Source organism: Bacillus inaquosorum, assembly GCF_023238325.1.
Classification (GTDB): Bacteria; Bacillota; Bacilli; order Bacillales; family Bacillaceae; genus Bacillus; species Bacillus inaquosorum.
This window is the reverse complement of the sequence record NZ_CP096592.1, coordinates 641,600-667,697: the sequence shown is the minus strand read 5'-3', so window position 1 is coordinate 667,697 and position 26,098 is coordinate 641,600. Positions and strand designations below refer to the sequence as shown.

General features: G+C 44.3%; 21 protein-coding genes, 2 tRNA genes, 2 rRNA genes and 1 pseudogene. 5 read left to right on the top strand and 21 right to left on the bottom strand.

Features of this window, described 5'->3' with window-relative positions; genetic code table 11:
• Positions 1–27: 27 nt before the first annotated feature.
• Positions 28–1,449 carry a myo-inositol transporter IolT gene (iolT, locus tag M1M80_RS03455; RefSeq protein ID WP_060398056.1) on the bottom strand — a complete coding sequence of 474 codons (1,422 nt, stop codon included), beginning with the start codon at positions 1,447–1,449 and terminating at the stop codon, positions 28–30.
• A 609-nt stretch (positions 1,450–2,058) separates the two neighbouring features.
• Here iolT and M1M80_RS03450 point away from each other — a divergent pair.
• Positions 2,059–3,054 carry a potassium channel family protein gene (locus M1M80_RS03450; RefSeq protein ID WP_060399993.1) on the top strand — a complete coding sequence of 332 codons (996 nt, stop codon included), beginning with the start codon at positions 2,059–2,061 and terminating at the stop codon, positions 3,052–3,054.
• A gap of 60 nt (positions 3,055–3,114) precedes the next feature.
• Here the strand turns inward: M1M80_RS03450 and M1M80_RS03445 are convergent, their stop codons facing one another.
• From M1M80_RS03445 to gutB, 3 genes are all read right to left on the bottom strand, one after another.
• Positions 3,115–4,077 (bottom strand): carbohydrate kinase family protein, encoded by a 963-nt coding sequence (locus M1M80_RS03445; protein ID WP_060398055.1) that lies wholly within the window; start codon positions 4,075–4,077, stop codon positions 3,115–3,117.
• 94 nt (positions 4,078–4,171) lie between these two features.
• On the bottom strand, positions 4,172–5,548 hold the full coding sequence (locus M1M80_RS03440; protein WP_060398054.1) for an MFS transporter: 1,377 nt from the start codon (positions 5,546–5,548) through the stop codon (positions 4,172–4,174).
• A 73-nt stretch (positions 5,549–5,621) separates the two neighbouring features.
• Positions 5,622–6,683, bottom strand: coding sequence for a sorbitol dehydrogenase (gene gutB, locus M1M80_RS03435; RefSeq protein WP_060398053.1), 1,062 nt, complete (start codon positions 6,681–6,683; stop codon positions 5,622–5,624).
• 204 nt (positions 6,684–6,887) lie between these two features.
• On the opposite strand from gutB, the gene M1M80_RS03430 reads away from it, so the two are divergent.
• The gene (locus tag M1M80_RS03430) at positions 6,888–9,383 is read left to right on the top strand and encodes an NB-ARC domain-containing protein (RefSeq protein WP_060398052.1); all 2,496 of its coding nucleotides are present in this window, start codon (positions 6,888–6,890) and stop codon (positions 9,381–9,383) included.
• Between the two features lie 99 nt (positions 9,384–9,482).
• On the opposite strand, the gene M1M80_RS03425 is transcribed toward M1M80_RS03430, so the two are convergent.
• The 4 genes and pseudogenes from M1M80_RS03425 to groES form a co-directional block, all read right to left on the bottom strand.
• A complete protein-coding gene (locus M1M80_RS03425; RefSeq protein ID WP_142940768.1) occupies positions 9,483–10,172 on the bottom strand; it encodes an alpha/beta hydrolase in 690 nt (229 codons plus the stop codon).
• Positions 10,173–10,316: 144 nt separating this feature from the next.
• Positions 10,317–10,640, bottom strand: a pseudogene (locus tag M1M80_RS03420) (hypothetical protein); the annotation flags it as partial.
• Positions 10,641–11,215: 575 nt separating this feature from the next.
• Positions 11,216–12,850, bottom strand: coding sequence for a chaperonin GroEL (gene groL, locus M1M80_RS03415; RefSeq protein ID WP_004397771.1), 1,635 nt, complete (start codon positions 12,848–12,850; stop codon positions 11,216–11,218).
• 46 nt (positions 12,851–12,896) lie between these two features.
• Complete coding sequence (gene groES / locus M1M80_RS03410; RefSeq protein WP_003155970.1) at positions 12,897–13,181, bottom strand: co-chaperone GroES; 285 nt, start codon at positions 13,179–13,181, stop codon at positions 12,897–12,899.
• A gap of 238 nt (positions 13,182–13,419) precedes the next feature.
• Here groES and M1M80_RS03405 point away from each other — a divergent pair, with 238 nt between their 5' ends.
• A complete protein-coding gene (locus M1M80_RS03405) occupies positions 13,420–14,154 on the top strand; it encodes a CPBP family intramembrane glutamic endopeptidase (RefSeq protein ID WP_004397818.1) in 735 nt (244 codons plus the stop codon).
• Positions 14,151–14,342, top strand: coding sequence for a YdiK family protein (locus M1M80_RS03400; protein ID WP_003225680.1), 192 nt, complete (start codon positions 14,151–14,153; stop codon positions 14,340–14,342). The genes M1M80_RS03405 and M1M80_RS03400 overlap by 4 nt, the downstream gene beginning before the upstream one ends.
• Positions 14,343–14,378: 36 nt before the next feature.
• Here the strand turns inward: M1M80_RS03400 and tatC are convergent, their stop codons facing one another.
• From tatC to moaC, 4 genes are read right to left on the bottom strand one after another with little or no spacing between them, the layout of a single operon-like run.
• Positions 14,379–15,143, bottom strand: coding sequence for a twin-arginine translocase subunit TatC (tatC, locus tag M1M80_RS03395; protein WP_015252680.1), 765 nt, complete (start codon positions 15,141–15,143; stop codon positions 14,379–14,381).
• A gap of 6 nt (positions 15,144–15,149) precedes the next feature.
• A complete protein-coding gene (tatAY, locus tag M1M80_RS03390) occupies positions 15,150–15,323 on the bottom strand; it encodes a sec-independent protein translocase protein TatAY (RefSeq protein ID WP_003225684.1) in 174 nt (57 codons plus the stop codon).
• 21 nt (positions 15,324–15,344) lie between these two features.
• On the bottom strand, positions 15,345–15,992 hold the full coding sequence (locus M1M80_RS03385; RefSeq protein ID WP_003225686.1) for a redox-sensing transcriptional repressor Rex: 648 nt from the start codon (positions 15,990–15,992) through the stop codon (positions 15,345–15,347).
• Positions 15,989–16,501: a cyclic pyranopterin monophosphate synthase MoaC gene (moaC, locus tag M1M80_RS03380; protein ID WP_003243499.1), complete on the bottom strand. Its 513-nt coding sequence runs from the start codon at positions 16,499–16,501 to the stop codon at positions 15,989–15,991. The genes M1M80_RS03385 and moaC overlap by 4 nt, the downstream gene beginning before the upstream one ends.
• A 125-nt stretch (positions 16,502–16,626) precedes the next feature.
• Between moaC and M1M80_RS03375 the strand changes: the two genes are divergently transcribed.
• Positions 16,627–18,555: an ABC-F family ATP-binding cassette domain-containing protein gene (locus M1M80_RS03375; RefSeq protein WP_060398051.1), complete on the top strand. Its 1,929-nt coding sequence runs from the start codon at positions 16,627–16,629 to the stop codon at positions 18,553–18,555.
• Between the two features lie 226 nt (positions 18,556–18,781).
• Here M1M80_RS03375 and tsaD read toward each other — a convergent pair whose 3' ends face one another.
• From tsaD to M1M80_RS03330, 9 genes are all read right to left on the bottom strand, one after another.
• Positions 18,782–19,822: a tRNA (adenosine(37)-N6)-threonylcarbamoyltransferase complex transferase subunit TsaD gene (tsaD, locus tag M1M80_RS03370; RefSeq protein WP_060398050.1), complete on the bottom strand. Its 1,041-nt coding sequence runs from the start codon at positions 19,820–19,822 to the stop codon at positions 18,782–18,784.
• Positions 19,815–20,270: a ribosomal protein S18-alanine N-acetyltransferase gene (gene rimI / locus M1M80_RS03365; protein ID WP_060398049.1), complete on the bottom strand. Its 456-nt coding sequence runs from the start codon at positions 20,268–20,270 to the stop codon at positions 19,815–19,817. Before rimI ends, tsaD begins: the two co-directional genes overlap by 8 nt.
• A gap of 9 nt (positions 20,271–20,279) precedes the next feature.
• Entirely contained in the window at positions 20,280–20,969 is a 690-nt protein-coding gene (gene tsaB, locus M1M80_RS03360; RefSeq protein ID WP_060398048.1) for a tRNA (adenosine(37)-N6)-threonylcarbamoyltransferase complex dimerization subunit type 1 TsaB, read from the bottom strand.
• Positions 20,950–21,426 carry a tRNA (adenosine(37)-N6)-threonylcarbamoyltransferase complex ATPase subunit type 1 TsaE gene (gene tsaE / locus M1M80_RS03355; RefSeq protein WP_060398047.1) on the bottom strand — a complete coding sequence of 159 codons (477 nt, stop codon included), beginning with the start codon at positions 21,424–21,426 and terminating at the stop codon, positions 20,950–20,952. Before tsaE ends, tsaB begins: the two co-directional genes overlap by 20 nt.
• A gap of 14 nt (positions 21,427–21,440) precedes the next feature.
• Positions 21,441–22,418, bottom strand: coding sequence for a thiamine-phosphate kinase (gene thiL / locus M1M80_RS03350; protein WP_060398046.1), 978 nt, complete (start codon positions 22,416–22,418; stop codon positions 21,441–21,443).
• Between the two features lie 178 nt (positions 22,419–22,596).
• Positions 22,597–22,673: transfer RNA gene (locus tag M1M80_RS03345), tRNA-Asp, on the bottom strand.
• A gap of 62 nt (positions 22,674–22,735) precedes the next feature.
• A tRNA-Met gene (locus M1M80_RS03340) sits at positions 22,736–22,812 on the bottom strand.
• 22 nt (positions 22,813–22,834) lie between these two features.
• A 5S ribosomal RNA gene (gene rrf / locus M1M80_RS03335) occupies positions 22,835–22,950 on the bottom strand.
• A 54-nt stretch (positions 22,951–23,004) separates the two neighbouring features.
• Positions 23,005–25,932, bottom strand: a 23S ribosomal RNA gene (locus M1M80_RS03330).
• Positions 25,933–26,098 lie beyond the last annotated feature (166 nt).

Sequence of the window (26,098 nt, the reverse complement as noted above, 5' to 3'; positions counted from 1 at the left end):
GCGCCCGTATGCGGATTCTTTTTTATCTTATCCAATCACTTCAGCGCCAGACTCTTTCTTCGCCCCGCCGCGATCATAAGCGCGGAAGTTATCCTCCAGCTGCTCTAGCGAAAGCCCTTTCGTCTCCGGTAAAAACTTCTTCACAAACAGGACAGAGCAAATGCCTAATCCAACGAAGATAAAGAACGTTGTGGACAGGCCAATGGCGGCCAGCAATATCGGGAAAGTGAAACTGACTGCAAAATTCACCATCCACAGACAGAATACCGTGACGCCCATTCCCAGACCGCGAAGGCGAAGCGGGAAAATCTCAGAAAGCATCAGCCACGTCACTGGTGAAATTGCCCCCTGCTGGAAAGCAAGGAATGTAACCGTTAATGACAGGACCACATATGGAAGTGCCGGTGATCCTTCGAGTATAAGTGAGAATATCCCGATCAGCAATAATGCCGTTGTCGTACCGATCAAGCCTGTCATCAGCATCGGCCGGCGGCCTACTCTCCCTAACAGCCAGATTCCAACGAATGTTGCCAATACCGAGATCACGCCATTCGCGATATTTCCGATTAAAGCGGCCTCCGTTTGAAAACCAGAATCTCTTAAAATTTCAGTCCCATAATACATAATCGAGTTTACACCTGTAATTTGCTGTACAATCGCAATCCCGATTCCAATGAACACAATCCGGCGCACCCATGGGACTGAAAGATCTTTAAACGTCGCTTTTTCAAGCTTATCTTCTTTTTTGAAAGCGAATTCAATTTCTTGCAGCTCAGATGCAGCCCGCTTTTCATCCCTGATTTTTTTCAATACCCGCAAAGCATCTTCTTTTCTCCCTTTAGAAACGAGCCAGCGAGGACTCTCAGGCATTCTGATCATGCCGAAAAAAAGAAATACAGCTGGAAGCGACGCAATGACCAGCATAAATCTCCACACATGGGAGTTGTCTCCCATTGTTGTTCCAAGGATTGCATTAAAAACAAAGGCTAAAAGCTGTCCTGATACAATCATCAATTCATTCTGCGTCACCATCCGCCCCCTGCTTTCCACAGGAGACATCTCCGCTAAATAAGCAGGAACCGTAACTGATGCACCCCCGACTGCAATGCCAAGCACAAAACGGGAAATAATCATGACCGTTACATTTGGAGCAAACGTACACCCGATCGTTGAAATGAAAAATATAACAGCGAGGAACAAAATATTTTTGCGGCGGCCGTTAAAATCAGACATCCTGCCGCCAAACACAGCACCGAGCGCGGCTCCAAAAAGAAGTGAACTGGTGACAAGCCCCTCTGTGAAGGCATTGAGGTTAAGCTGGTCTGGCTCTCCCATATACGGCAAAGCTCCATTGAGCACGCCGGTATCATAACCGAAGAGGAGACCGCCGAAAGTCGAGACTAAAATAATTGTACGTAAAAATGACATTTGATTGCCTTGTTTATTCATACTGTTTCCCCCAGTCTTTTTCAAAATCGGTCAATGCGTATTTCAAAAACTTATTCTAGGGCTGCTGCCTTCCTCACATGTCGTAAGCAGGCTGCAGAAAAAAGTTCATCATGTTTTTCTCCAATGGCCTCATAACCTTCCCTTCTTCTTAGCATGGCAGTTCTCTTGGAAGCGATTTCATTTTCCGCTAAAAGAACAGTGGGTATTTCTTTGCACATATACTTCATAACTTGTTATTTTATAGTCACTTCATAGTTCTATTGTAGTGATATTATAGTGACATTTTTGTTACATCTGATATTATCATAATTATAAAAACGCTTTCAGTCAATATAAATTTCTGAAAATTTTTTACTCAATAAAAGCAAAATGACCAATTCAAGGGGAAAATGAACTTTTTTCTTCATAAAAATGTGGAAATCAAGTCAAAATTCCTGTGAGTTTCTGTTCATCTGCTCATATCGACAAAATGAGTAAGTTTTGAGTAACTTCTCCTATCTTTTCTGCAATGACTTTCTTATCAAACATCCGAACAATTGTTTCAGAATCGAGACAAAAGGAAATAGAAAAGGAAAATAAATGATGGCTGGCTTAGGGGAGGCAACAAAATTGAATGAGGTATATGTCATTGCAGGCCTTATATTGTTGACAGCGGGAATGATTGATTTTTTATGGACTACATTATGGTTAGAGAGCGGTGCAGGCCCCATCACAAGATGTCTGTCTGCATGGCTGTGGAAAGGCTGCCGCAAAATCAGCGGAGACCATGCAAAGGTTCTCAGCACGGCAGGTCCTCTGCTGTTATGCCTAACGTTAGTGATATGGATCAGTTTATTTTGGAGCGGGTGGGTTTTGATTTTCTCGAGTGACCCTCATTCACTCGTCGGAACTCAATCGAAAGAACCGGCATCCTGGCCAGATCGAATTTATTTTACCGGCTATGTCATGTTTACATTAGGAAATGGCGACCTCGCACCGAATGGGGACCTCTGGAGGCTTGTCACTGTCATTGAAACAGCTCAAGGCCTTCTTACTATCACATTTTCTGTCACGTATTTAATTTCCGTCTTGAGTGCGGTTAATCAAAAGCGGTCATTTGCCCAAAGTGTATTAAGTCTTGGGCATGACGGAACAGAAATTGTCCAGACTGCATGGAACGGTAAAGATTTTCACGACATTGATTTCCTTCTTATCACATTCTCATCAGAGCTGGGTAAGCTGACCGCTCAGCATAACGCCTTCCCTATCCTTCATTTTTACCATAGCACGCAGCGTGAGGAATCATCCATTATAGCTGTCACCGTATTGGATGAAGCATTAACCATTTTGAAATACGGCATTCCTGATCAATATCAGCCGAACCAGCTTCACATCAAAGAAACGCGGTCAAGTATCAAAAACTACTTGGATACCGTCCATACAGCCTATATCCATCCGGCTGAACAAGCACCGCCGGAACCAGATATCACAAAGCTTCAAGAATCAGGCATACCAACTTTATCAAAGCAAACATTCCAAACTGCCATCAATTCTTTAAAGGAACAGCGTCAATTGCTGCTGGGAATTGTCCAAGCCGGTGCCCGAAAATGGCCTGAACGAGAGTAGGCAAACAAAAAAAAGGATGCTTCCCAAAAGTCCAAAGACTTTCAAGAAACATCCTCATCTTTAAAGAGAAACTTCAATCTCTTTCATGCTGGGCAGTGCATCAATCGCTCCAATTTTAGTGCACACAAGAGCGCCCACCTTATTGGCGAATAACACCATCTCACGCAGCTTCGCAAAATCAGCATCAACAGATTGAATCTGATCCGTGTTTGCCAATTGATATAAAGCCGCACCGACAAAAGCATCTCCCGCTCCTGTTGAGTCAATTGATGTAACCGGAATGCTTGGAATGATTTCATGATCTTTTCCATTCGAAAGAAGCGTTCCGCTTTTCCCAAGTGTCACAGCGACAATTTTAGCACCGATCTCATGAAGGATCGCAACGCCCTCTTCATGATCCTTCGCACCGCTGATAATCTCAAGCTCCTCGTCACTGACTTTCACAAAATCACTTAAAGCAATCGCTTTTTTTGCGACACTTACAAACTCTGAGACCCTTCCCTTCCATAAATCCTCACGATAGTTAGGGTCAAACGAAATAAACTGCCCATTGTCTTTTGCAATCGAGATAAGCCGTAAATAGGCTGAGCAAAACGGATCTGATAACAATGCCGTTGCCGAGCCGAAATGAAGGATTTTCGCTTCGTTTAGTTTTTCCTGGTCAATATCATCCAGCGTAAACAAAGCGTCCGCGCCTCTATTAAAAACAAAATCGCGCTCCCCATTTTGTTTTAATGAAACAAAAGCAAGAGTTGTAGGCGCTTTCTCATCCATGACCAACATAGAGGTATCGACCTGTACAGCATCCAATGTTTGCTTTAGAAAATACCCAAACGGATCCTTGCCTACTTTTCCGCTGAAAGCGGCGTCTCCGCCCAGCTTGGCAATGGCTGCTGACACATTCGCCGGAGCACCGCCGGCACTTTTTAAGAAATTGCGCCCTTCCATTAAATCAACATCAACATCGGTACAAAAGAAGTCGATCAACAATTCTCCAATACAAACAACAGAATGACTACGCATATTATCACACTCATTTATAAAGTCTAGATTACAGTCTCAGTATATTACTTTCTGCCATAAATACAACATTGAATATTAAAAATTTTACATATATTTATTTTGCAGACCTTTTCTCCAGCTCAGAGATGATTTGCTTATATCTTTTTTCAGTTAAAGGATAGAAGGCAATGAGAATAATAGAAAGCAAAATGAATAATCCCGGAATTAAAGCATTCATATTTTTAATCGCATTCAATGACGTGACTGTCTGGTCTGCATTCGCGACGTATCCGGCAATTCCTAAATAAATGGCCGAAAATGACCCGGCTAACGCAACACCCAGCTTATTAATAAAGCTCATGCTGGAAATCACCACACCATCCGCGCGAACTCCGGTTTTCCATTCCGCATAATCGACACAATCCGCAACCATCCCCCAAGCAAGCGTATTTAAAGGCGTTGTGAAAAATCCGGAAACAAAAAGCCAAATAAAAATGAGTGTAATAGAAGAATACGGCGTGAAGTGCAGGCCGGCATAAGAAATAAGCGATAGACCTGCCGTGATGATCATGACTTGTTTTCTGCCCCACTTCTCAGAAAAGAAAGGGATAAACAAATTGCTGATCAGCGCTGCTCCGAAAAATAAAACGGTTCCCAAAAATACAAATTCTTTATGGTTTACGTTATACGTAAAATAGTACACCATCGTGCTGAGCTTAATATTAAACCCGATCGCAAAAGCCAAAAATGATGAAATTAATATAAGCAAAGGTTTGTTTCGGAATAAAACGGATAACGTCTTTTTGATCCCTTGTTTTTTTCTCTTTTTAGGCTGAATCCGCTCCCGCACAGTAAAGAAACTGAATAGATTCAAAACGATGCTGACCGCCGCATAGATGAGCGCCGTCATTTGAAACCCAAACGCCTGATTTTCCCCTCCGATAGCAGTTGCAAGCGGTGTCGCACAGGAAATAGATAAAAGAATGCCGATATACACCAAAATCATCCGGGTTGTTGTCAGAACCGTTCGTTCCTCCACAGAATTCGTCATCCGCCCCGTTAAGCTGTTCACCGGAATCGTTTGCATACTAAAGGACATCCCAAGCAGAATATAGGTGATGTACGCATATACCATATTCCCCGTCTCACCGAAATGAGGCGTCGTGAAACATAAAAAGGTAAAAAGCGCAAAAGGGAATGCCACCCACAACAGATATGGCCTTGCCTTTCCCCACCTTGTGTTCGTTTTGTCTAAAATCAATCCCATAATCGGGTCAAAAATAGCATCCAGCACCCGCACAACAAGGAACAAAGTGGCGATCACCGCAGGCTGAATGCCGCCGACGTCTGTATAATAGAATAATAAGTATGCGTTTACAAACTGAAAGACAATATTATACGACATATCACCGAAACCATATCCGATTCGTTCAAACCAGGACAGACCGTGATGCTTCGCCTTCAATGTCGTTGCTTTTTCTGTTTCAATCATCATTTCCCACCCCAAGAATCCGTTTTCATTTCCAGTAAACAAGAGGGAGAATACAAAGACCCTCCCTGTTCACTCAGCGATTTGGATACACCATCACTTTTAAACATTCATTCTTAAATTGAAGCGCCCGCTCCATCGCCTCTTGTGTCTGCTCCAGTGAATATTGGTCCGTTACAAGATGCTTCGTGTCCACAATGCCTGAAGCAAGAAATTCGATTCCCTTTGGATACGTATTGGCATAACGGAAGATCCCGTAAATATCAATCTCATTATCCGCAATAAACGGCACGTTGAGCGGAATCTCGTTCTGAGAAGGCAAACCGACAATCGCCAGTTTCCCGCCCCGACGCACAGAAGCCAGTGCGGATTGCAATGCCGCAGGATTTCCCGCTGTCTCCCAAGCAACATCAACGCCTCTATCATTTGTGATCGTTTTAATCTCTTCAAGCGCGTCCTGTTCACGGATATTGATAATATGAGTCGCTCCCATTTTTTTCGCAGCTTCTAACCGCAGCGGCTCTAAGTCGGTCACGATAATTGTGCCTGCCCCAAATGCTTTAGCTGCCGCAACAGCCATTAACCCCACAGGGCCCATTCCCATAATCGCAATTGTTGATCCCGGCTGAAGCTTCGTTCTCGCCGCTGCATGAATGCCGACAGAAAACGGTTCAATCAAAGCCGCATCTTCATAGGAAAGTGAGTCTGGGATCAAAAAAACAAAGTCCTGACGCATTTTAATATATTGAACAAACGCGCCATCTACCGGCGGTGTAGCCAAAAACTGTACATCCGGACAAAGGTTATAGCGTCCTTCCTTGCACGCCTCACAGCGTCCGCACGTGACACCCGGTTCAACAGCGACACGGTCTCCCACCTTAAATTGATTGACAGACGATCCGACAGCGGCAATTTCTCCCGCGCATTCATGGCCAAGGATAAATGGTTTTTCCACTACATAGTTGCCTATTCTGCCATTTGTATAGTAATGCAGATCTGATCCGCAAATCCCGACAGCCATCACCTTAATCAACACTTCATCATGATTGATGTCAGGCACAGGCAATGTTTCGATTTTGATCTCTCTTGTGTTGTGCATAACAGCCGCTTTCATGCTTTGAGGTACTGTGTGAGTCATTTGGCAAATTCCTTTCTTTAAAAAACAAAAATGTAAGTGCATACATTTTTGTTTTCTCTGTTACTGCCCTCATTTTATCTGCTTTTCAGCACGTTCAACAGCCTTTTCTGCTGTATAAAAGGACAGCCGCACTGTACTTTACTATTTTCTCATATACAAAAAACGCTGGATTGATAAAATAGTACTAATAGGAGGTGCAGGCTTATGGCTGAACTTGAAAACCGGAAACAATTTGCACAACTGCTGGCACCTGGCGTCAAATCACTAAAACTTCATCCTGATTATAAAGTCAGAAGGAAAAAGAATGAAAAAACAGGACATTCTTATATAGATAAAATCGCACTCCAGCTGGGGGTCTCCTCTAACACGATCAAAAGCTGGATCGGACAGATGGGTGCAAACTATATTCCCGGAAGAATTGACGACGGAAAACTGTTCGGAATGATCTGGATCATTCTCGAAAAGACCGACTTGGATATCGAGTGGCTGACCGGCCTGCTGGAAACCACCACCATCCCTGTTATCAAACCCGCATTGCCTGTATGGGCAGCGTCTTGTTTGAAAAAAGCTAAAACGCTGCGAAAAGACGGGTCATTCGGAGCTCCAAGTGATAACGATATTGAACTAGCAGTAAAGCGGCTGTTTCATGACAGAACCAGCCAAGAAACGAATACGCTTTCAGAACAGCCTATCATGCATAACTTACCATCACGCTGGTCCGGAAACTTTATCGGACGCAGCTTTGATATGGAAGCAATACGACAATGGATGCTTTCTCCGTCACCAGTCTGTTTAATCACAGGCTGGGCCGGCATGGGTAAAACCACAATCGCTCTTGAAGCTGCCTATTCCTGTGTCGGCAATTCTTTAGATTGGCCGGCATTCAACAGCATCATCTGGGTCAGCGCCGATTGGAAAGGTTTAAGCTTTAGCGATTTTTTAAATACGATCGCCTATCAGCTCGGACGCGCTGAACAAATCGATAAATCAATCAATGAAAAACGATTCGTCGTCCGCAATGCGTTAGCCAATTACACAAAAGAAAAACCAGTACTGCTGATCGTTGACAGCATCGATACCGCAGAACGTGACATTCACGAATTTATCACCAGCCTTCCGCAAGGCGTAAAAGTTCTCCTTACAGCACGGGAAAACGTAAAGCAAACCTATCGAGAAAGCTTCGGAGAAATGGCGGCCATCCAGCTGAGCGGCCTTGACCAAACAGATGCCCTTGAATTTTTTCAGCAAGAAGTGCACCGCTGCTTACAAACATGCAACCTTCCACATAAACGGGAAAAGCTGGAGCAGCTGTTCCATCTATCGTCTGAACTGAAGAACGAATTCATTTCAGCAACTGCCGGAAACCCGAAAGCCATGGCACTCAGCATCGCCTATATGTCAGACGATGACATTCCCGCTCAGCAGCTGATTCATGAACTTGGAAAAGCGGGCTACTCACTGCTGGAATTGTTTGAGTTCCTCTTTGGCCGCACTTGGGAAAGATGCAACGAAGATACGCGAAAGCTATGGCAGGCACTTTGCTTTTTCAGCAAGCGACCGGATGAAAAAAGCCTGGCGGCAGCGGCCGGATTAGACGCCCGCCGTTTCCATTACGCGATTGAACAAATGCGGTCATATGCCCTGATTCAGCCGGAACGAAGCGAGGGAAGGACACAATACTTAGCGCATCAAACCGTTGTCGCTTACGGAGAACAGCACTTGTCCGAACAGCATGAATATGAAAAAGAAGCCCGCAGCCGCTGGGCTCACTATTATATTGATTATGCCGAAACCCATTTAAAACGGGAACGGCCCAACTCTATCTATTGGAGCTACCTTCTGGGACGGAATTTAGATCAAATGAAAAAAGAATGGCCAAACATCTTAAAGGTCATCCAATGGACAAGTGAAACCGGACAAAAAGAAACCCTAATCGAACTCATCACCCGCATCAGCCATTTTCTAAGCAGAATCAACCTGCCCCTGCGAATCGAATACGGACGCAAAGCCGCCGATGCCGCCCACCAATTAGGCCAACACACACGAGAAGCATTCTTCCGAATCGACACAGCAGGCTGGGCCCTGATGGAAGTTAATGATTTAGGCGAGGCATTACAGCAAATTGAAGCTGGATTGAGGATTCTGGAACAATCAGATACTGAAGATCATGACGCCGACGATTTAAACGTATGGGGACACGCACTGCAAGCAAGGCTGTTTTTAAAAGCCGGGCAACAGGAAAAAGCAGAAACCATTTTAAACGAAATCGAAGATCATCCGATTTCCCCTACCATTCAACACAGGGTTCTATTGGTTCGCGGTGACTTAAGCTTTGCAAGAGGTCATGATGAAGAAGCCATTCAATTATACGAATCGGCAAATGAAATCAGCTCCACGTACGGCGGCGAAAAAACGATAGAAGCCTATTTTAATCTGGGTGTGGCTTACGTGAAGTGTGGTCAGTTTGAGAAAGCAGAAGAAGCCTTTGAGCAAATGCTCTATGACAAACAAAACGCGAATCAGGTTGAGTTGATCTATTATTTTTACGGGATGGCGCAGCTGTTGAACCGTAAAGGAGAGAAAACGAAAGCGATGGAATTCAATCAAAAAGCGATTCGTTTAATTGATTCTTGGGAGCCTGCTATTGGGATTCGGGGAGAGGTGGAAGAACTGGGTATGGTGATTAAAGAAAACGACTAGTACGCATAGTAGTTCTGTCAGCAATCTCACTCAGTTTCTTTATTAATAAACAGAATAGGCCAACTGCGACTTTAGTTGGCCTATCGTTTCTTATAAGGTCTACAAATGTACTGAATCAGTTTTTCTCGTATGTATCCTTTCTCGTATAAAGGAAAGCGTATCATTTGCCAGTTTTTTGCGACAAAGAACAATACCAGAATGACCACAATTGTAAACATATCTTGTGGGTTTCCCCCAACTTTCCCATAAATAATCTGCATCTTTTAAGTCAATATATTGATCGTGTTTAGCAGAAATCAGCAGAATGTTATCTTTATTAACTTTCGGCAAGGCTTGACTAGGATCTGTAATATTCCAGCATTTCACTAAATCTTCATAGGTCACACCATTTTGTTCTAATTCTTCTCTTATGTATTTACCTGGAATTGTGTTCCATATCGAATAAGAAAGGCGATTGGCATAAAAGATTGATACCACTACATCAATTTGGGATTCTAGGGTAGCAATTAGATTAGTAACCCACCCCCCTAAGCTTACTCCCACTATGAAAACAGGGCCTTTTTTATTTGCTTTTATCCAGTGAATTAACGCCCGTAAATCGACAATGGCCTGCCTTGTCGACTCAATTGTACGATCAATATTTGCACTAATCATCAACTCGCCACTATACAGTGAATTTTCCGGTTCTCTTTCAAAATGGTATGGAAGGGAATAATAATACATGTTCCAGCCTAAATCGTTCATTATACGATTATGAAATATTTTTTTGATCCTATTGTACGAATCCATGCGCCAGCCGTGTACAAAGATGACATTGGGTGGATCTATATCATTCTCATTTAAAAAAACCTTCCCTTTTAAAGTATCATTAATAGGATTCCCAGATTGAATTAAGGATTCATAACTGAATGTTCCAACCCTATAATTTTTTTTAGATTCATTCAAATCAATTGAAACATCAGCTATATTTGCACTGTAAAATTCCTCACTATCAACTACATCGGCTTTACAAGCAACAGAAAAATGTTTATCTTTGCTTCTTTTTCTGTGTAAATCATATAAAGCCAAACGATCTATAATTTTTGAGAAATGCACTATTAAGTCCTCCTTGATAATATCAGAGTTGATAATTGGGTTGTCTGTCTCCATAGAGTCGGGACGGGTTTTATCAAGATTTTTTTGGAAGAATCTAACTCTATCGACAGTGAATTTTTGGGGATCAGATGTCATTATTCTGTCGCTCTTTATATTTAACATAAAAGACGATTTCCTTATTGCAAGGAAAATAACGTCTTTAGTAGCTAAAAAAAGCAGCACAAATAGACATTTTAACAGGATTTCTCTTTGACAAGAGCTTTCCTAGGGGAAACCGCCTAAGAGTGTTGGTGGCACTATTTAGATAACTGGGTCTTTTTTGTCATATGAGAGGATACCAATATGGTCTCCTGTCTGCAATAGAGAGAGAAGTAACAAGGGGTTGGACGAATAATTTTCAAACCCTTTTTATAATCATAACAGAAACGCAGTTTACTGAAGTAACAGTAAGCCGTTTGTCAAAGAAGACGTAAGCAGGAACCTGAGCCGGTAGAATTTTGTATTTTGGTCAATTGAATAGTTCATATCGGGATTACCTACCATTTATCAATACTATTAAAAATCGATATAGAACAGTGCTGAAAAAATCAAACTACAAAAGACAGAAAAAAAGAAGCCTCTCACAAGTTCGGTGAACTCATGAGAAGCTTCGAATATTTATAAATGGCATCAAAAGGGCATCAAAAATGACGTCCGTTGCCGACAAACCCTTAGAAATCAAGGTTTTTTTGTCGGTTTTACATCATGCCGCCCATACCGCCCATGCCGCCCATGTCAGGCATTCCTGCGCCGCCAGCGTTTTCTTCTGGCTTGTCAGCGACAACGGCTTCTGTTGTTAAGAACATTGCAGCTACAGACGCAGCGTTTTGAAGAGCTGAGCGAGTTACTTTTGTTGGGTCAACGATACCTTTTTCGATCATGTTTACCCATTCGCCAGTTGCAGCGTTGAAGCCTACGCCGATTTCTTCGTTTTTGAGGCGTTCAACGATGACAGATCCTTCAAGACCAGCGTTGTGTGCGATTTGACGGATTGGCTCTTCAAGTGCGCGAAGCACGATGTTGATACCTGTTTGAGCATCGCCTTCAGCTTCAACTGCAGCCACTTTGTTATATACGTTTACAAGCGCTGTACCACCACCGGATACGATGCCTTCTTCAACAGCTGCGCGAGTTGAGTTCAAGGCGTCTTCGATGCGAAGTTTACGCTCTTTCAGCTCAGTTTCAGTCGCAGCGCCGACTTTGATGACAGCTACGCCGCCAGCAAGTTTCGCAAGACGCTCTTGTAATTTTTCTCTGTCGAATTCAGAAGTTGTTTCTTCCACTTGAGCACGGATTTGAGTCACGCGGGCAGAAATTTTGTCTGTTTCGCCAGCGCCTTCAACGATTGTTGTGTTTTCTTTTGTAACGACAACTTTAGAAGCACGTCCCAATTGAGCGATTTGAGTAGACTTCAGGTCAAGGCCAAGATCTTCTGTGATGACTTCTCCGCCAGTAAGGACAGCGATGTCTTCAAGCATTGCTTTACGGCGGTCACCGAAGCCAGGAGCTTTAACAGCAACTGCATTGAATGTGCCGCGAAGTTTGTTCACAACAAGTGTTGCAAGTGCTTCGCCTTCAACATCCTCAGCGATCAGAAGCAATGGTTTGCCTTGCTGAACAACCTGCTCAAGCACAGGAAGGATTTCTTGAATGTTTGTGATTTTTTTGTCTGTGATTAAGATGTAAGGATTGTCAAGAACCGCTTCCATCTTATCAGAGTCAGTTACCATGTAAGGAGACGCATATCCGCGGTCAAATTGCATACCTTCAACAACTTCAAGCTCAGTTGTGAAGCCTTTAGACTCTTCGATTGTGATAACGCCGTCGTTTCCTACGCGCTCCATTGCTTCAGCGATAAGGCTTCCGACTTCCTCATCAGCAGCAGAGATCGCAGCAACCTGAGCGATAGACTCTTTGCCTTCGATCGGCTTAGAAATTTCTTTTAAGTTTTCGATCGCAACCGCTACAGCTTTTTCCATACCTTTACGCACGCCTACAGGGTTAGCGCCTGCTGTTACGTTTTTAAGGCCTTCACGGATCATAGCTTGCGCAAGAACTGTCGCAGTTGTTGTACCGTCACCGGCAACGTCGTTTGTTTTGCTGGCTACTTCAGCAACAAGCTTAGCACCCATGTTTTCAAACGCGTCTTCAAGTTCGATTTCTTTAGCGATTGTTACACCGTCATTTGTGATTAACGGAGAACCGAATTTTTTCTCTAGAACCACGTTGCGTCCTTTTGGTCCTAAAGTTACTTTTACAGCATCAGCAAGTGCATCGACACCGCGAAGCATTGCGCGGCGAGCTTCTTCACTAAACTTAATTTCTTTTGCCATGTTTACAAGACCTCCTCAAATGTTTTAAGTATTGTTTATTTAAGAATTAGCCGATAACAGCTAAAATGTCGCTTTCACGTAAGATTAAGTATTCAGTACCTTCGTATTTCACTTCAGTACCTGCGTATTTTGAGAAGATAATGCGGTCGCCCTCTTTTACTTCTAAAGCAACGCGCTCTCCGCTTTCTAACACGCGACCTGAACCAGCTGCCACGATTTTGCCTTCTTGCGGTTTTTCTTTTGCAGAATCCGGCAACACAATTCCGCTGGCAGTTTTTTCTTCAGATTCTACGAGTTCAATGACAACGCGATCACCTAATGGCTTTAACAATGTAATAACCTCCTCAATAGTATGAATATGTAATTTTAGCACTCGACACTAAAGAGTGCTAACACAATTCTTATAATAAAGAATCTCCCTTCCAATTTCAAGTGATAAGATAAAAATTTTTTCACGCTTACATGATTCTTTTCAGCTCCCTTTTCCCTTAGCTTTTTCACCGCCGTTCCGATTATGTTACAATAGCTGTAGATGAACGAAACCCATTTAACAAAGGAGTACATACCATTTGAGAAAACAGTATTGGTTTATTATTTTGACATATATCATCATGCAGTTTTCCGCATTAATCGGGATTCCCTTGTTATTTAAATTCGGTTATGCCGGAGGACAGCCTACAAATGAGAATATGCTACACGCACAAGGATTATGGTCCGTTATCAGCTTTATCGCCTGTCTCGTTGTCGTCCTGCTCATTCTGAGAACTGTTCCGAAAACAACGCTGCGAAACGGCCGGAAAGACTCAGTCGGACTTTCTATCCTTTGGGCGATAGCCGGTTTTTTCATTGCCCTCTTCTCGCAAGGATTAGCAGGCTCTATTGAATATTATGTATTTGGCATCGGAAGAGAATCAGAAAATACACAAGCTATTCTGGATGTCATTCAGGCAGTCCCGCTCATGATTATGGTTTCTTCTGTCGTCGGGCCTATATTAGAAGAAATCATCTTCAGAAAAATCATTTTCGGCACACTGTACGAAAAAACGAATTTCTTCTTTGCCGGACTGATCAGCTCGGTTATTTTCGGTATTGTTCACGCTGATTTAAAGCATCTTCTTCTTTATACAGCAATGGGCTTTACCTTTGCCTTCTTGTATGCGAGAACAAAACGGATATGGGTGCCGATATTCGCCCATGTCATGATGAATACCTTTGTCGTCATCATGCAGCTTGAGCCTGTTCAGAAGTACCTTGAACAGCAGAGCACACAAATGCAATTGATTATTGGAGGATTATTTTTATGAGAAACCCGGTAGTTTGGGGAATGATCTATTTTGCCGTAGGGTGCATCTTTACTTATCTTGCCGCAAGCTCACCAGGCAGCATGTGGTCATTTTACTCCATCCTGCTGATGGTGTTCGCCGCTTACAACATCAGCATTTCTTTTAAGATGTTCGCCTTTTCTTTTAAAATCAAAAAGAACCAGAAGTAAAGAAAATCCATTTCTCAATGAGAAATGGATTTTTTATTATTGCCCGGAAGACACGTCCTGATCGGCAGCACTGCTTTTCTGCGCTTTCCGATAAGCGGCCTTCGATATAAGAATACTGATTTCATATAAAATCAAAAGCGGGACAGTGACCATCATATGAGACAAAAGCTCAGGCGGAGTAATCAGGGCAGCGATCACCAGCAGCGTAAAATACGCATACTTTCTGATTTTCGCTAAGAACATCGGTGTCACAATTCCAAGCCTGGTCAAAAACATGAGGATGACCGGCATTTGGAACAACAGTCCAAACGGAATCGTCAGCTGCAGGAGAAAATGAAAATACTCATTAATTCCAATCACCTGATTGACATTCAAGTCCTGAGAAATCCGCTTCATAAAATCAACAACAAAAGGAAATAAAATATAATATGAAAAAGATAAGCCCGCTAAAAACAGCAAAATAGAGATCGGAATGTAGCTGAGCGTTACTTTGCGCTCTTTCTCATAGAGGCCTGGGCTCACAAAAGCCCAAAGCTGATAAAGAATAACCGGCGAGGTCAGGACAATGCCGATGATAAACGCAAACTGCATAAACACATAAAGCGGGTCTGTCAGATTAAACGCGTTAAGCGTAAGCTGCTTCGCTTCATCTGTTTCTTGCAGATATACAATAATCGGCTTCGCTAAAAAAAATCCCGCGATAAAGAAAACGACAAACGCCAGCGCTACAATCAGCAACCGTTTTCGAAGCTCAGCAATATGCTCCAGCAGCGACATTTGATTCACTTTCATTCGTGTCATCCTAACTTACTGATCTTCTTTCTTTTTTTCCTCGTCATCACTCGTTAATCCTTTAGTAGCGTTTTTGAATTCACGAAGTGTGTCTCCCGCAGCTTTCCCCAACTCAGGCAGCTTTTTGGGACCGAAGATAATCAGAGCAACGATTGCGATAACAGCAAGGCTTCCAGGACCGATCGGCATATTTGGGCTCCTCCTTTCCCTCTATTCGATTTCCTCTAAAACTGAATAATGCTTCAAGAAATAAACCAGTGACTGAAGCTCTACAGCTAAATCTATATGATGAATTCGAATGTGTTCCGGCACATTCAAACGGGCCGGCGTAAAATTAAGAATTCCCTTGATTCCTAACGCGACCAATCTGTCTGTAATGGATTGAGCGGCAACTGCTGGCACTGTAAGAATGGCAACTGATTCATTTTTTACGTGTTGTTCAAGGTCATCAAGGTTATAGACAGGCACGCCGCCTACCTCAGTTCCTATTTTACTCTCATTTATATCAAAAGCCATAGAAATTTTTGTGTTATTATTTTTTGTGAAATTATAGTGAAGAAATGCTGTTCCCAAGTTTCCGACACCAATCAAGATAACGTCTGTCATCTCATCCTGATCAAGCGTTTTTCGGAAAAATGACAGCAAATAATCCACATTATATCCATATCCTTTTTTGCCAAGAGCTCCAAAATAGGAAAAATCCCTGCGAATCGTGGCAGAATCAACCTTTACGGCATCACTGAGTTCAGCGGATGATACACGCTGCTTTCCTGACGCATGCAGATTCTTTAAAAAGCGATAGTAAAGCGGCAGCCGTTTTGCCGTCGCCTGCGGAATTTTTGATTGATCCTTATTCATTTTTGGTCCTCCAAATTATACTCGGATAGTTCTCTTTTAAAGTCACCGTTTTTCCCGCCTGTCTTCTCCAGCAAGAAAGTAGGGCCGATGACCATTCCCTTATCAAGGGCCTTGCACATATCGTAAACGGTAAGAGCGCACACCGATGCAGAAGTGAGCGCTTCCATTTCCACACCTGTACTCCCTTTCGTTTTGACCTGTGCTTTTATATGAAGTATAACTTCTGCTTCTTTTATTTTCCAGTCAAACGATATATCTACCCCGCTCAGTGAAAGCGGATGGCACATCGGAATGATATTCGACGTTTGCTTTGCGGCCATAATGCCTGCCACCTGAGCAACAGCCAGTACATCTCCTTTGCCGATATCATGACTTTGTATTTTCTCGTACACTTCATTCTTCATGTGTACGCTTGAAACAGCTGCCGCAGTACGGACAGTCGAAGATTTTTCGCTGATGTCCACCATCTGGGCTCTGCCCTGTTCATTAAAATGAGAAAATCCATTCATATTAAAACTCTCCTTAAACAGATCATACACTATTTTCTTCTCTATGTCTTATTCGGCCAATGTATTGTTTGCTGACTTCTGGTTCATAAGCTACACTTAACTTATTATAGCAGAGGTGAAATAATATGATGATCTTACAAGTTAATCAGCTGTCCAAATCGTTTGGCGCTGATACTATTTTAAACAATATAAAGCTGGAAGTCAGAAATCGTGATCGCATTGCCATTGTAGGAAGAAATGGCGCGGGAAAATCTACGCTGCTTAAAATTATCGCAGGCCAGCTTTCGTATGAAAAGGGCGAAATCATTAAACCAAAAGATATTACAATGGGATATCTTGCCCAGCATACGGGCTTGGATTCTAAGCTTACCATAAAAGAAGAGCTGCTGACTGTTTTTGACCACTTAAAAGCAATGGAAAAGGAAATGCGGGTTATCGAAGAAAAAATGGCGGCAGCTGATCCCGGTGAATTGGAAAGCATCATGAAAACCTATGACCGGCTTCAGCAGGAATTCAGAGATAAAGGCGGCTATCAATATGAAGCAGATGTCAGATCTGTGCTGCATGGTCTCGGCTTCAGCCATTTTGACGATTCAACACAGGTGCAAAGCCTCAGCGGAGGTCAGAAAACAAGGCTGGCCCTTGGTAAGCTTCTGTTAACACAGCCTGATTTGCTCATTCTCGATGAGCCGACAAACCATCTCGATATTGATACGCTAACCTGGCTTGAACATTATTTGCAGGGATATTCAGGCGCCATTCTGATCGTTTCGCATGACCGCTACTTTTTGGACAAAGTGGTAAACCAAGTATACGAGGTATCAAGAGCTGAAAGCAAAAAGTATCACGGCAACTACAGCGCTTATCTCGACCAAAAAGCCGCGCAGTATGAAAAAGATATTAAAATGTATGAAAAGCAGCAGGCTGAAATCGCAAAGCTTCAGGACTTCGTAGACCGAAATCTGGCGAGAGCTTCTACCACAAAAAGAGCACAAAGCCGCCGAAAGCAGCTGGAGCGAATGGAAGTCATGTCAAAACCGCTCGGCGATGAAAAATCCGCAAACTTTCATTTTGATATTACAAAACAGAGCGGAAACGAAGTCCTGCGCGTTCAAGATCTCACAATCAGCTATGAAAACCAGCCGCCGCTTTTAACAGAAGTGTCGTTCATGCTCACAAGAGGAGAAAGCGCCGCGCTTGTCGGCCCTAACGGAATCGGTAAATCGACATTGCTGAAAACATTAATGGACACCCTAAAGCCAGATCATGGAATAATCTCATACGGCTCGAATGTCAGTGTCGGCTACTATGATCAGGAGCAGGCTGAACTGACTTCCTCTAAACGCGTCCTTGATGAGCTGTGGGATGAGTACCCTGGTCTTCCGGAGAAAGAAATCCGAACTTGTCTCGGCAATTTCTTATTCTCCGGAGATGATGTGCTGAAACCCGTCCATTCACTGAGCGGAGGCGAAAAAGCAAGATTGGCTCTTGCTAAGCTGATGCTGCAAAAAGCCAATTTTCTTATCCTTGATGAACCGACGAACCACCTGGACTTAGACAGCAAAGAAGTTCTCGAAAACGCGCTGATTGATTATCCAGGCACACTGTTATTTGTCTCACATGACAGATATTTTATTAACAGAATCGCCACAAGAGTATTGGAGCTTTCTCCAAACCATATAGAGGAGTATCTGGGAGATTACGATTATTATACCGAGAAAAAAACAGAGCAGCTTGAACTGGAGAAAATGAATCAGCAAGAGGAAACCGAAAAAACTCCTGCTGCGGTTAAGTCCGACTCAAAACGTTCATATGAAGAAGAAAAAGAATGGAAAAAGAAAGAGCGCCAACGGCTCCGTCGGATTGAAGAAATTGAAACCGCTGTTCAAAACATTGAAGAAAACATTAGTCACAATGATGAATTGCTTTGTGATCCTGAAGTCTATCAAGACCATGAAAAGGTACAAGCGATCCATGCAGACAACGAGAAGCTCAATCAGGAGCTGGAAACTCTTTTGTCTGAATGGGAAGAACTATCCACAGAAGAAGCTTAAAAAAAGTCAAGCACCTCTTTTTAGAGGTGCTTTTTATCCACAGAAAATAACCTTACAAACAAACGAAGTAAGCGCTTTATACACATTATCCACAAAATATTCTGAATTTATCCACTTTATTAACAGTGTCTTCAGCCCTTTATCCATCGATATCTTCATAATTACTAACAGATATGTGGATAAATTGAGAATTATCTGTTAATAACAGATAAAAAGTCTCACGCCATTATGTCGTGAGACTTTGATAAGAAGTCAATTCAAGGCCAGGCTGGCCATTCATATCATATGCACCGCGAATGCCCTTCTCAAAAGCAATTGTACCAGCCGCAGCAATCATTGCAGCATTATCCGTACATAACGCTAACGGAGGAATGACGAGCTTAATCCCTTCATGCTGGGCAAATTCCTTTTCTAATGCGGCTCTGAGGCCTCTGTTTGCAGCTACCCCTCCGGCTAAAAGGACCTGTTTGACACCATATTCCTTTGCCGCACGCGCCGTTTTTGTCACCAAGACATCTATCACGCTATTTTGGAAACTGGCAGACAAATCTTCCGGAGCAATCTCTTGTCCTTTTTGAGACGCATTATGAAGCGTATTGATCACCGCAGACTTCAACCCGCTGAAGCTGAAATTGTAAGAGCCTTCTTCGAGCCATGCGCGAGGAAGCGGAATATTGTCATTCCCTTTTTCAGCAAGCTTGTCAATTTGCGGTCCTCCCGGATACGGCAGTCCCATCGTTCGCGCCACTTTGTCGTAAGCTTCTCCTGCTGCATCATCGAGAGTTTCCCCAATAACTTCAAATGATCCGTGTTCCTTCATATAAACCAATTCCGTATGGCCCCCTGAAACGACCAATGCCAGTGCCGGGAACACAATCTCTTCTACAAGACGGTTCGCGTATATATGACCGGCTATATGATGGACGCCAACTAACGGAATGTTATGCGCAAAGCTCAATGCTTTAGCAGCGTTCACTCCGATAAGAAGCGCTCCCACCAGTCCCGGACCTTCAGTTACTGCAATCGCATCAATATCACTATACGTCATGCCGGCTTTACGAAAAGCTTCTTCTATGACCAAAGTGATTTGCTCAACATGATGTCTTGAAGCAATTTCCGGAACAACGCCTCCGAAGCGCTTATGGCTTTCAATTTGTGAGGCCACTACGTTCGAAATGACTTCTTTTCCGTTTTTTACGATAGCTGCCGCTGTCTCATCACAGCTTGTTTCAATTCCTAATACGTAAATCTCTTTTTGCTCACTCATTTATCGTCACCCACATAATTAACGCATCTTCCCCGTTATCAGTATAATAGTTCTTTCTTATTCCGCCGGGCTGCATCCCGAACTTCTTATATAAGCCTTGAGCAGGATGATTAGAAACCCTCACTTCAAGCGAAAGCCGTCTCGCGTCTTTTTCTTTGCACAGTTCAATCGCTGAGCGAAAAAGCGTTTCTCCTAAAGACTGGCCGCGATACTCCGGTTTTATTGCTATATTTGTTATTTGGGCGTCGTCCATCACGATCCAAATCCCGCAATACCCAGCAACATGGCCGTCCTTTTCAACCACAAGATAATGAGCATACGGATTTTCCATCAGCTCATGATAAAACGAATCCTTCGTCCAAGGAGACGTAAAAGAGGATGTTTCGATTTCGTATACGTGATCAATATCATCAAGCTGCATGTTTCTGACCGCTGCTTTTGTTTTCATCCTATCACCCTACTTTTGACTTTCAATCCATTTCGCTTCAGCTTCTGCCAGCCGCAAGTACTCCGGGACAAGCCCGTGAACATCAGCTTCTTCTTTTTCCGCCCCTAAAAAAGCCAATTCTGAAGGACGCGGATTATGCTGAGCAGCCGCTCCAATGATACCCTTTGTCCCAAGCACATCCTCTATCAACTGCTTGTGAATAGAAGTATCATGACCTAAAAACAAAACTGGGCGATCCTTTTCTTTTAGCATCTCCAGCCACTCGGCTAACATCACATTTTGATCAGCAACAACTTGCTCCAAAAGCCCGTTTTTGTATTCATACAGACCTGTATACACCTGTCCCCGTCTTGCATCAAAGATAGGACTGATCAGACCGTCAAAATGCCGTCCATTTGCCGCTAGCGCCTCAAGGCTTGATACAGCAGCAATCGGAATATGTAAAGACCAGGCAAGTGTTTTGGCAAGCGTCACACCTATTCTTACTCCTGTGTATGAACCAGGGCCTTTGGCAACGACAATTTTAGAAAGATCCTGCGGTGTCATATCACAATCATTCAGCAATGAATGAACAGCAGGCATCGCTCTTACAGAGTGGTTCTTTTTCAAATATGTAATGTGTTCTGCTATGATGGTGTCTCCTCGAAGCAGCGCAATGCCCAACGTATAATTTGATGTGTCAATCGCTAATATTGTCATGTCTACTTATCTCCTCACAAAGCATTTCATACCGATTCCCGACAGCAGTAAAGGTCATTTCCCGCTCATCATCACCAGCTCTTTTAATGACAATTTGCAGTCGCTCCTGCGGCAGCTGTTCTTCAATTAAATGGGCCCATTCAACAAGACAGACACCTTGTCCGTGAAAATATTCATCAAGCCCCAAATCTTCACTTTCGTCTTCCATTCTATACACATCCATATGATAAAGAGGAAGTGTACCATCGTTATATTCTTTTATAATTGTAAAAGTCGGACTGTTTACAACACGTGTAATTCCAAGTCCTTCCGCAAAACCTTTCGTAAAAGTCGTTTTTCCGGCTCCTAAATCGCCCTCTAATGTCAGGACATCTCCCGGTTTAGCAAACGTTGCCGTCAGCTTAGCAATCGCCTTTGTTTCTTCAGGATTTACAGTTCTCCACTTTAATTGCTTCACACGAGTCACCCGTCTTATTTAAAATGATTATATCCTTTTTTCTCTAAGGTCATTGTTGTTTTATCTGTTTTTAGGATCACATTGGATTCTGTTTTTTCTCTGACATGGCCAATCTTTGCAATGGGCAGTTGACATGTTTCGCACTTCTGCTTCAACACTTCCCATTCCTCCTTTGAAACCGTCCCTGTCAGCTCAAAATCCTCACCGCCAAACAAAGCCCATTCTTTCCAGTTAGGATGAAGCTTGGGCAAATCTGAATGGACTGGAAGCATGCTTTCATCAATTTCAATTGAAACACAGCTGGCTTCTGCAAGTTCATTCAGTTCACTAGCTAATCCGTCACTGATATCATTCAAAGCTACCCGCTTAAAACTCGAGCATAATCTGCCGACGCTTACTCTTGGCTGAGGCCTTTTATGCCTGTTGATAAAGTAAGCCGTGTCTATAGCTGAGTTTTGAGGATTAGTCTCATCTAATAATAAAGAAAGTCCTGCTGCAGATGAACCGATTTCACCGGTTACAAACACAATATCATTCGGTCTTGCCAAGCTGCGCAAACAGGCCCGTCCCTTTTCAACTTCACCGATTACAGTGACTGTAACGACTAATTTGTCAGAGGTAGAGACTGTATCACCGCCAATCAGATCCATATGATATAGTTTCGCCAGTTCATTCATTCCTTCATACATCGCCTTGATTTCAGATTCCGTCCATTTTGAAGGTACCGCAAGTGATACCAAATAAAATTTTGGAATACCTCCCATCGCGGCAATATCACTTATATTAACAGCTAACGCTTTATACCCGATATCTTCAGGTGAGGAATAGTGTAATTTAAAATGCACATCTTCTACCATAGTATCGACACAAACAATTTCCTGAACACCGTGTTTCGCAGTGTAGAGCGCTGCATCATCACCAATTCCTACATCAACGGAAGAATGGTGAATGGTCCGCGGAGTAATGCTATGTATCAAATCAAATTCATCCATGAACAAAACCCCCTTTCAACCTGCTTATGCCTATATGTGCTCTTCCTAGTGTATCGAATTTTGCTGGAATATCCAAGGTGTTGCCTATATAAAGAAAGCTTGGCTATGACACCAAGCAGAAGATACAGTAAAAGAAAACACAAAAAAAACGAAAACATGATCGTTTCGTTTACAATAATGGCGGTCCGGACGGGACTCGAACCCGCGACCTCCTGCGTGACAGGCAGGCATTCTAACCAACTGAACTACCGGACCATATTTGTATAAAATGATTTTGGCTGCACCCTTCGGGCACTCCTTATTTCATTTATATATTTTGGTTGCGGGGGCAGGATTTGAACCTGCGACCTTCGGGTTATGAGCCCGACGAGCTACCGAACTGCTCCACCCCGCGATGATAATAATTTATGATAAAAGCTTGGCGGCGTCCTACTCTCACAGGGGGAAACCCCCGACTACCATCGGCGCTGAAGAGCTTAACTTCCGTGTTCGGTATGGGAACGGGTGTGACCTCTTCGCTATCGCCACCAAACAAATTGAGAGTGTTCTCTCAAAACTAGATAACAGGTGTGACATCATTCAAAATGTGGTTAAGTCCTCGATCGATTAGTATCTGTCAGCTCCATGTGTCGCCACACTTCCACCTCAGACCTATCAACCTGATCATCTTTCAGGGATCTTACTTCCTTGCGGAATGGGAAATCTCATCTTGAGGGGGGCTTCATGCTTAGATGCTTTCAGCACTTATCCCGTCCGCACATAGCTACCCAGCGATGCCCTTGGCAGAACAACTGGTACACCAGCGGTGCGTCCATCCCGGTCCTCTCGTACTAAGGACAGCTCCTCTCAAATTTCCTGCGCCCGCGACGGATAGGGACCGAACTGTCTCACGACGTTCTGAACCCAGCTCGCGTACCGCTTTAATGGGCGAACAGCCCAACCCTTGGGACCGACTACAGCCCCAGGATGCGATGAGCCGACATCGAGGTGCCAAACCTCCCCGTCGATGTGGACTCTTGGGGGAGATAAGCCTGTTATCCCCGGGGTAGCTTTTATCCGTTGAGCGATGGCCCTTCCATGCGGAACCACCGGATCACTAAGCCCGACTTTCGTCCCTGCTCGACTTGTAGGTCTCGCAGTCAAGCTCCCTTGTGCCTTTACACTCTGCGAATGATTTCCAACCATTCTGAGGGAACCTTTGGGCGCCTCCGTTACCTTTTAGGAGGCGACCGCCCCAGTCAAACTGCCCACCTGACACTGTCTCCCCGCCCGATAAGGGCGGCGGGTTAGAAGGTCAATACAGCCAGGGTAGTATCCCACCGATGCCTCCACCGAAGCTGGCGCTCCGGTTTCCAAGGCTCCTACCTATCCTGTACAAGCTGTACCAACATTCAATATCAGGCTGCAGTAAAGCTCCACGGGGTCTTTCCGTCCTGTCGCGGGTAACCTGCATCTTCACAGGTACTATAATTTCACCGAGTCTCTCGTTGAGACAGTGCCCAGATCGTTGCGCCTTTCGTGCGGGTCGGAACTTACCCGACAAGGAATTTCGCTACCTTAGGACCGTTATAGTTACGGCCGCCGTTTACTGGGGCTTCAATTCGCACCTTCGCTTACGCTAAGCGCTCCTCTTAACCTTCCAGCACCGGGCAGGCGTCAGCCCCTATACTTCGCCTTACGGCTTCGCAGAGACCTGTGTTTTTGCTAAACAGTCGCCTGGGCCTATTCACTGCGGCTCTCTCGGGCTTGCACCCTAACAGAGCACCCCTTCTCCCGAAGTTACGGGGTCATTTTGCCGAGTTCCTTAACGAGAGTTCTCTCGATCACCTTAGGATTCTCTCCTCGCCTACCTGTGTCGGTTTGCGGTACGGGCACCTCTCACCTCGCTAGAGGCTTTTCTTGGCAGTGTGGAATCAGGAACTTCGCTACTATATTTCGCTCGCCATCACAGCTCAGCCTTATGGGAAACGGATTTGCCTATTTCCCAGCCTAACTGCTTGGACGCGGATATCCAATACCGCGCTTACCCTATCCTCCTGCGTCCCCCCATTGCTCAAATGGTGAGGAGGTGGTACAGGAATATCAACCTGTTGTCCATCGCCTACGCCTTTCGGCCTCGGCTTAGGTCCCGACTAACCCTGAGCGGACGAGCCTTCCTCAGGAAACCTTAGGCATTCGGTGGAGGGGATTCTCACCCCTCTTTCGCTACTCATACCGGCATTCTCACTTCTAAGCGCTCCACCAGTCCTTCCGGTCTGGCTTCACAGCCCTTAGAACGCTCTCCTACCACTGTTCGAAGAACAGTCCGCAGCTTCGGTGATACGTTTAGCCCCGGTACATTTTCGGCGCAGAGTCACTCGACCAGTGAGCTATTACGCACTCTTTAAATGGTGGCTGCTTCTAAGCCAACATCCTGGTTGTCTAAGCAACTCCACATCCTTTTCCACTTAACGTATACTTTGGGACCTTAGCTGGCGGTCTGGGCTGTTTCCCTTTCGACTACGGATCTTATCACTCGCAGTCTGACTCCCAAGGATAAGTCATTGGCATTCGGAGTTTGACTGAATTCGGTAACCCGGTAGGGGCCCCTAGTCCAATCAGTGCTCTACCTCCAAGACTCTTACCTTGAGGCTAGCCCTAAAGCTATTTCGGAGAGAACCAGCTATCTCCAGGTTCGATTGGCATTTCACCCCTACCCACACCTCATCCCCGCACTTTTCAACGTGCGTGGGTTCGGGCCTCCATTCAGTGTTACCTGAACTTCACCCTGGACATGGGTAGATCACCTGGTTTCGGGTCTACGACCACGTACTCATGCGCCCTATTCAGACTCGCTTTCGCTGCGGCTCCGCATCTTCTGCTTAACCTTGCACGGGATCGTAACTCGCCGGTTCATTCTACAAAAGGCACGCCATCACCCGTTAACGGGCTCTGACTACTTGTAGGCACACGGTTTCAGGATCTCTTTCACTCCCCTTCCGGGGTGCTTTTCACCTTTCCCTCACGGTACTGGTTCACTATCGGTCACTAGGGAGTATTTAGCCTTGGGAGATGGTCCTCCCGGATTCCGACGGAATTTCACGTGTTCCGCCGTACTCAGGATCCACTCAGGAGAGAACGAAGTTTTGACTACAGGGCTGTTACCTCCTATGGCGGGCCTTTCCAGACCTCTTCATCTACCTCGTTCTTTTGTAACTCCGTACAGAGTGTCCTACAACCCCAAGAGGCAAGCCTCTTGGTTTGGGCTAATCCCGTTTCGCTCGCCGCTACTCAGGGAATCGCATTTGCTTTCTCTTCCTCCGGGTACTTAGATGTTTCAGTTCCCCGGGTCTGCCTTCTCATATCCTATGAATTCAGATATGGATACCACTCCATTACGAGTGGTGGGTTTCCCCATTCGGAAATCTCCGGATCAAAGCTTGCTTACAGCTCCCCGAAGCATATCGGTGTTCGTCCCGTCCTTCATCGGCTCCTAGTGCCAAGGCATCCACCGTGCGCCCTTTCTAACTTAACCGTTAAAAAGAATCACTACGTGATATCTTGTCTTACTAATTGAATGTGATGTCTACTGTTATCTAGTTTTCAAAGAACACGTTTCGAAGGAATGATCCTTCAAAACTAAACAAGACAGGGAACGTTCTGTTTATAAGACCCAAGGTCTTATATTCCGTAAATATCCT

Excerpts from the sequence above, each read along its gene's own strand:
- tsaB (WP_060398048.1), bottom strand. The coding sequence starts at position 20,969 with ATGACAATATTAGCGATTGACACATCAAATTATACGTTGGGCATTGCG.
- M1M80_RS03385 (WP_003225686.1), bottom strand. The coding sequence starts at position 15,992 with ATGAATAAGGATCAATCAAAAATTCCGCAGGCGACGGCAAAACGGCTG.
- thiL (WP_060398046.1), bottom strand. The coding sequence starts at position 22,418 with ATGGATGAATTTGATTTGATACATAGCATTACTCCGCGGACCATTCAC.
- M1M80_RS03425 (WP_142940768.1), bottom strand. The coding sequence starts at position 10,172 with ATGGATTCGTACAATAGGATCAAAAAAATATTTCATAATCGTATAATG.
- M1M80_RS03445 (WP_060398055.1), bottom strand. The coding sequence starts at position 4,077 with ATGCGTAGTCATTCTGTTGTTTGTATTGGAGAATTGTTGATCGACTTC.
- tatC (WP_015252680.1), bottom strand. The coding sequence starts at position 15,143 with ATGACACGAATGAAAGTGAATCAAATGTCGCTGCTGGAGCATATTGCT.
- tsaD (WP_060398050.1), bottom strand. The coding sequence starts at position 19,822 with ATGAGTGAGCAAAAAGAGATTTACGTATTAGGAATTGAAACAAGCTGT.
- tatAY (WP_003225684.1), bottom strand. The coding sequence starts at position 15,323 with ATGCCGATCGGTCCTGGAAGCCTTGCTGTTATCGCAATCGTTGCTCTG.
- rimI (WP_060398049.1), bottom strand. The coding sequence starts at position 20,270 with ATGAAAACAAAAGCAGCGGTCAGAAACATGCAGCTTGATGATATTGAT.
- M1M80_RS03440 (WP_060398054.1), bottom strand. The coding sequence starts at position 5,548 with ATGATTGAAACAGAAAAAGCAACGACATTGAAGGCGAAGCATCACGGT.
- M1M80_RS03375 (WP_060398051.1), top strand. The coding sequence starts at position 16,627 with ATGATGATCTTACAAGTTAATCAGCTGTCCAAATCGTTTGGCGCTGAT.
- gutB (WP_060398053.1), bottom strand. The coding sequence starts at position 6,683 with ATGACTCACACAGTACCTCAAAGCATGAAAGCGGCTGTTATGCACAAC.
- M1M80_RS03430 (WP_060398052.1), top strand. The coding sequence starts at position 6,888 with ATGGCTGAACTTGAAAACCGGAAACAATTTGCACAACTGCTGGCACCT.
- moaC (WP_003243499.1), bottom strand. The coding sequence starts at position 16,501 with ATGAATGGATTTTCTCATTTTAATGAACAGGGCAGAGCCCAGATGGTG.
- M1M80_RS03400 (WP_003225680.1), top strand. The coding sequence starts at position 14,151 with ATGAGAAACCCGGTAGTTTGGGGAATGATCTATTTTGCCGTAGGGTGC.
- groL (WP_004397771.1), bottom strand. The coding sequence starts at position 12,850 with ATGGCAAAAGAAATTAAGTTTAGTGAAGAAGCTCGCCGCGCAATGCTT.
- iolT (WP_060398056.1), bottom strand. The coding sequence starts at position 1,449 with ATGAATAAACAAGGCAATCAAATGTCATTTTTACGTACAATTATTTTA.